Annotated in this window: 2 protein-coding genes; both read left to right on the top strand. The window is 42.3% G+C overall.

Translation table 11 applies throughout. From position 1 onward, the window contains the following. Window positions 1–79 precede the first annotated feature (79 nt). Window positions 80–3,418, top strand: a complete 3,339-nt coding sequence (gene mfd, locus AC805_RS04145; protein WP_055074241.1) for a transcription-repair coupling factor — start codon at window positions 80–82, stop codon at window positions 3,416–3,418. A 219-nt stretch (window positions 3,419–3,637) separates the two neighbouring features. Further along, a complete protein-coding gene (locus AC805_RS04140) occupies window positions 3,638–4,531 on the top strand; it encodes a hypothetical protein (RefSeq protein WP_055074240.1) in 894 nt (297 codons plus the stop codon). Window positions 4,532–4,920 lie beyond the last annotated feature (389 nt).

Genomic DNA, 4,920 nt, shown 5'->3' with positions numbered 1-4,920 from the left:
ATGGAAACAATCGAACCTGTCAAGCTATTACGCCTCATCAATGAACCTGAATTAGTCTATTCATGACTATTCCCAACCCATGACCTTCACAGCAATCCTAGAGAATATAGCCAAATCAACCGTCGCCACAAAAATAGGCGAGAAACTCAAAACAGCCAAAAGCATATCCCTATCAGGACTATCACGCTTAGGCAAAGGACTGATTAGCACCCACCTATGTCAACGACAAACCAAACCATTACTCATCGTCACTGCCACTGTCGAAGAAGCGACCCGATGGGCTTTACAACTACAGTCAATGGAATGGGAAAGCGTCTATCTATATCAACCCCTTGATACATTTCCCTACGAACCATCCCAAATCGATTTAGAAACTGCTTGGACAAGGATTGAGATATTAGCAGAATTGCTTGCCAAACCACAGCATAATCTAGCGATCGCTACCACCATTAACGCACTACAGCCCCATCTACCATCCACTCAAGTCTTCCAAAAACATAGCCTCTATCTCAATATCGGTGATTCGCAATCAGTTAAATTACTAGCTGCGGCTCTGCAAAGATTAGGATATGAAGAAGTTAAAGAAGTAAAGGAATCAAAACAATGGAGCCGCAAAGGATTCAGTTTTGAAGTATTTCCAATTAATCGAAATCTACCCGTGCGCCTAAGCTGCAATCGCGGTACTGTCGAGAAAATCAGAGAATTTGACCCCACTAATCCCAAGAACTTTACTGACCTATCCAGCATTGCGATCACCCCTATCGATTTGCATGAGTTTGTTGCTCACAAGTCATCATTACTGCATTACTTACCCAAGAACTTCATTGTTGCCATTGATGAACCTGAACAATGTCAGAGCTATGGCGATCGCTGGTACGAAGCTGCGGAAGAACTTTATCAAAATCAATCTCAAGCCGATACACCGAAACTGCATTGGGACTTTGCTAAATGCGTGACTGAGGCAAAGAAGTTTCAGATGCTTCAACTTACCGAGCGATCGCTTAAACCCAGAGCCAATATTTTTGATTTTGCCAGTGCCTCTATTCCCCTAGTTCCCCATCAGTTTGACCAGATTGCGGCGCTGATTCGTGAATATCTCAACTCAGAATATCAAGTCACGCTGATTTCGGCTCAACCTCTGCGTGTGGCAACTTTGCTCAAAGAGTATGACTGCATTGCTAACTTTGTCAGTAATCCTGATGATTTACAGTCCATTGCGCGGATTCAGAAAGCTGGTAAACCAGTGATTTTGAAATATTCGGGAATGATGGAGATGCAAGGCTTTGTTTTGCCTAGTTGCAAGCTGGCGCTCTTGACCGATCGCGAATTATTCGGACAGCAATTATTAGCATCGCCAACCTTTGTCCATCCCTCACATATAACTTCTGCTAAGTCAGTGAATCCTGACGAGCTAAATGTGGGTGATTATGTCGTGCATCGTAAATATGGGATTGGTAAATTTACGCGCTTTGAAACCATTGAAGTGAAGGGGGAAAAGCAACCGCATTACATTGTTGAGTTTGCTGATGGTAAAACTGCGGTGGCGATCGCGCAGGAAAACGAGAAGATTCTCTCCCGCTATCGCAGTGCTTCTAATAAGCCTCCTAAGTTAAATAGCATCGCCAATACAAAGGCTTGGGATAATGCACTGAACAAGTGTCAAAAGGAGATTTACAAGTTAGCAAGGGATTTACTGCAACTCTATGTTCGCCGCGCCAATTTAGTCGGCTATGCTTTTCCCCCTGATACCGATTGGCAACAGGAGATGGAAGATTCTTTTCCCTATCAACTCACACCAGATCAGGTCAAAGCTGTTCAAGATGTGAAGCAAGATATGGAAAGCGATCGCCCGATGGATCGGCTGGTTTGCGGTGATGTGGGCTTTGGTAAAACAGAGGTGGCGGTAAGGGCAATTTTTAAGGCGGTTTGTGCGGGTAAACAAGTGGCTCTGTTAGCTCCGACGACGATTCTGGCGCAGCAGCATTTTCATACGCTCCAAACTCGGTTTGCGGCTTATCCTTTCACAGTGGATATCGTAAATCGGTTTCGCCCTGCGAAGGAGCGCAAGCAGGTTTTACAACAGGTTGCTGGTGGTAAGGTGCAAGTCATTGTCGGTACGCATCAGCTTTTGTCAAAGGATGTTGAGTTTCATGATTTGGGTTTACTGGTGATTGATGAGGAGCAACGCTTTGGGACTTTGCAGAAGGAGAAAATTAAGACGATGAAGGGGGATGTGGATTTATTGACTTTGAGTGCTACGCCGATTCCGCGTACTCTCTATGCGGCACTTTCTGGAGTGCGAGAAATGAGTGTGATTGCGACTCCTCCTCCCTCAAGGCGATCGATTCAAACCCATTTGTCTGCCTATGATGCGTCTCTGGTGAAAACAGCAATTCGGCATGAGTTAGACCGTGGTGGTCAGGTGTTTTATGTTGTGCCGCGTATTGAGGGCATTGAGGCGATCGCTGTTTCTTTGCAGTTGATGTTACCGAATGTGAGATTGGCGATCGCGCATGGGCAAATGCAGGAGTCGGAGTTAGAGGCGGCGATGGTTGCTTTTAATAATAATGATGCGGATATTCTCCTCTGTACCACGATTATTGAGTCGGGTTTAGATATTCCGCGTGTGAATACGATTTTGATTGAGGATGCTCATAAGTTGGGTTTGGCGCAACTTTATCAATTGCGTGGTCGCGTTGGTCGGGCAGGGATTCAAGCTCATGCTTATTTGCTGTATCCTCCTAATCTTGAGTTGACAGATTCAGCTAAGAGGAGATTGGATGCGATTCAGGAGTTTAGTCAGCTTGGTTCGGGCTATCAACTGGCGATGCGCGATATGGAAATTCGTGGATTGGGGGATCTCTTGGGTGAGGAGCAGTCGGGTCAGGCGGATGTGATTGGCTTTGCGTTGTACATGGATTTACTTCAGGAATATATTAACGAGTTACGGGGGAAGATTTTGCCTGAAGTTGCGGATACTGAGCTTCAGTTGCCGCGTTTGGTGGCTTTTATTCCTGATAGTTATATGGCGGATAGTAAGACGAAGATTAATGCTTATTTGACTTTGGCGAAGGTGAAGTCGAAGGAGGATATTCTCAAGTTGGCGGCGGTTTGGGAAAGTCTGTATGGGACTTTGCCTGAAGAAACTCAGGTATTGCTCAGGGTGATGGAACTGAAGTTGGTGGCGCGGAAGGTTGGGGTGTTTCGCATTTATGCGTCAGAGGATGGGCGCGATCTGTTTCTAGACTCGAAGCTTACGGATTCGCTTTGGGAGTTACTTCATGCAAAGATCCCGATTGAGTTCTATTATCGCTTCTCTTTTGAGAAAGGGAGAATTAAGATCACGAGTCTGGCTCTCCTGCCTGGGGATAAGCAGGTGCATTTCTTGATTGAGTGGTTGGGCTGTTTTTTGAGTTGAATCTATTTTTATTTCTGTAACTTAGGCGATCGCTTGCCAATATTTGGCGTTTATAAATCTTTCCAAATGTCCCACGTTTGTTGTGGCTACTAGGACAATGCGATCTTCTAGCCGAGGTTTGGAGCATTTTCGATAGTCGTATTTATTGAAATCTTATTATATGATGAGGTTAACTTAAGGGTTAATTAATAAAAATCAGAAAGATTAGGTCTCCTGTAGATGACTATTTTACAAAAAGTAATTAAAAATTATGGTGGATTCAGCGAAGCTATAGATATGGTAGGCGAAGAGTGTCTAGAGACTTTTTGCGATAGGTTATATGCTACATTTTGCAAAGAATATACTAATGCCAGTTACATAACCAATCTAAAATGGATGTTAAGACATTTCTATGCCTCAAAAAAAATAACCTTAAGTGCTTTATTCTTTACTCAAACAGAAGAATTAAATGGGAAAAATCTTAAAAATTTGACATTTTATACTTGTTATTACTCATTATTTAATGCTCTTCTATCCAATCTTATCCTTACCCCATACATAAAAATCGAAAAGATACGACGAATATCTCACTCACAAGTCTTCCGAGACATTGATAATTATTTTGTCAGATTTGGAATATACGACAGCCAAGTTAAAGATCTTCTAAATGAACTAAGACTTACAAGAGAGCTTTATAGCTATCATTTGCCTCTAGGTGGTTCTGATGTCAAGGAAGGGAAAGCTCTTAATGCTGACAATCTATTTAATAGACTTAATAATAAAATTATTCCCATAATACAGATGTCTAACCTCATTTCTTATATGTCCTATTATGCATGGGAGAAGAAAGTTGGGAGAGCAATTGATGAATATGAAAGTCATCAAAGAGAAGCAAACGATTTATTTTTTTCTTTTATTACGTCATATGATAATTTAGGGAACCATTGTCTCATTGACGACGATGATTACTCTCGGCAAGGATATGTGCTTAGGAAGTTGAAGACTCCACTTCCTATTAGTTGGTTCATAACAGAAAAGATATGTGAAGATCTTGAGTGTGGGTGGGAACAGGATGATACGAAACATGGATTTGATATATCGAATGTTAGCAGATTTCTTTCAGACATAATTTGATTGAAATTAAGAATTTGCTTAACTTGAATGCACGCAGAGGTTGGCTTGAAAATTACACTGGCAGTAAAAAGCGGTAAAGGTTCTCTATTCTCTACACTCAGTCAATATTAGATAAATAGAAAGTGTTCTTTTTGTTAGTGAGATATGTGAAATAATCGCAATTTACCGACAACAAAATCAAAATTGCTATATAAATGGTAAAGCGATCGCTACATCTATCTGTCCTTTTGGCTTATGCCTGACAACATCGACTACCTCCAAGGCATCATCGAACGCCTCACCTTTCAGTCCGAAGAGACAGGCTATACCGTAGCGCGGCTAAAAGTGCCCAAGGCTCAAGACCTAATCACCATAGTCGGTAACTTTGCCAATATCCAAGCAGGACAGAC

Source organism: Pseudanabaena sp. 'Roaring Creek', assembly GCF_001402795.1.
In the GTDB taxonomy this organism is placed as follows: domain Bacteria; phylum Cyanobacteriota; class Cyanobacteriia; order Pseudanabaenales; family Pseudanabaenaceae; genus Pseudanabaena.
This window is presented reverse-complemented; position numbering and strand designations above follow the sequence as displayed.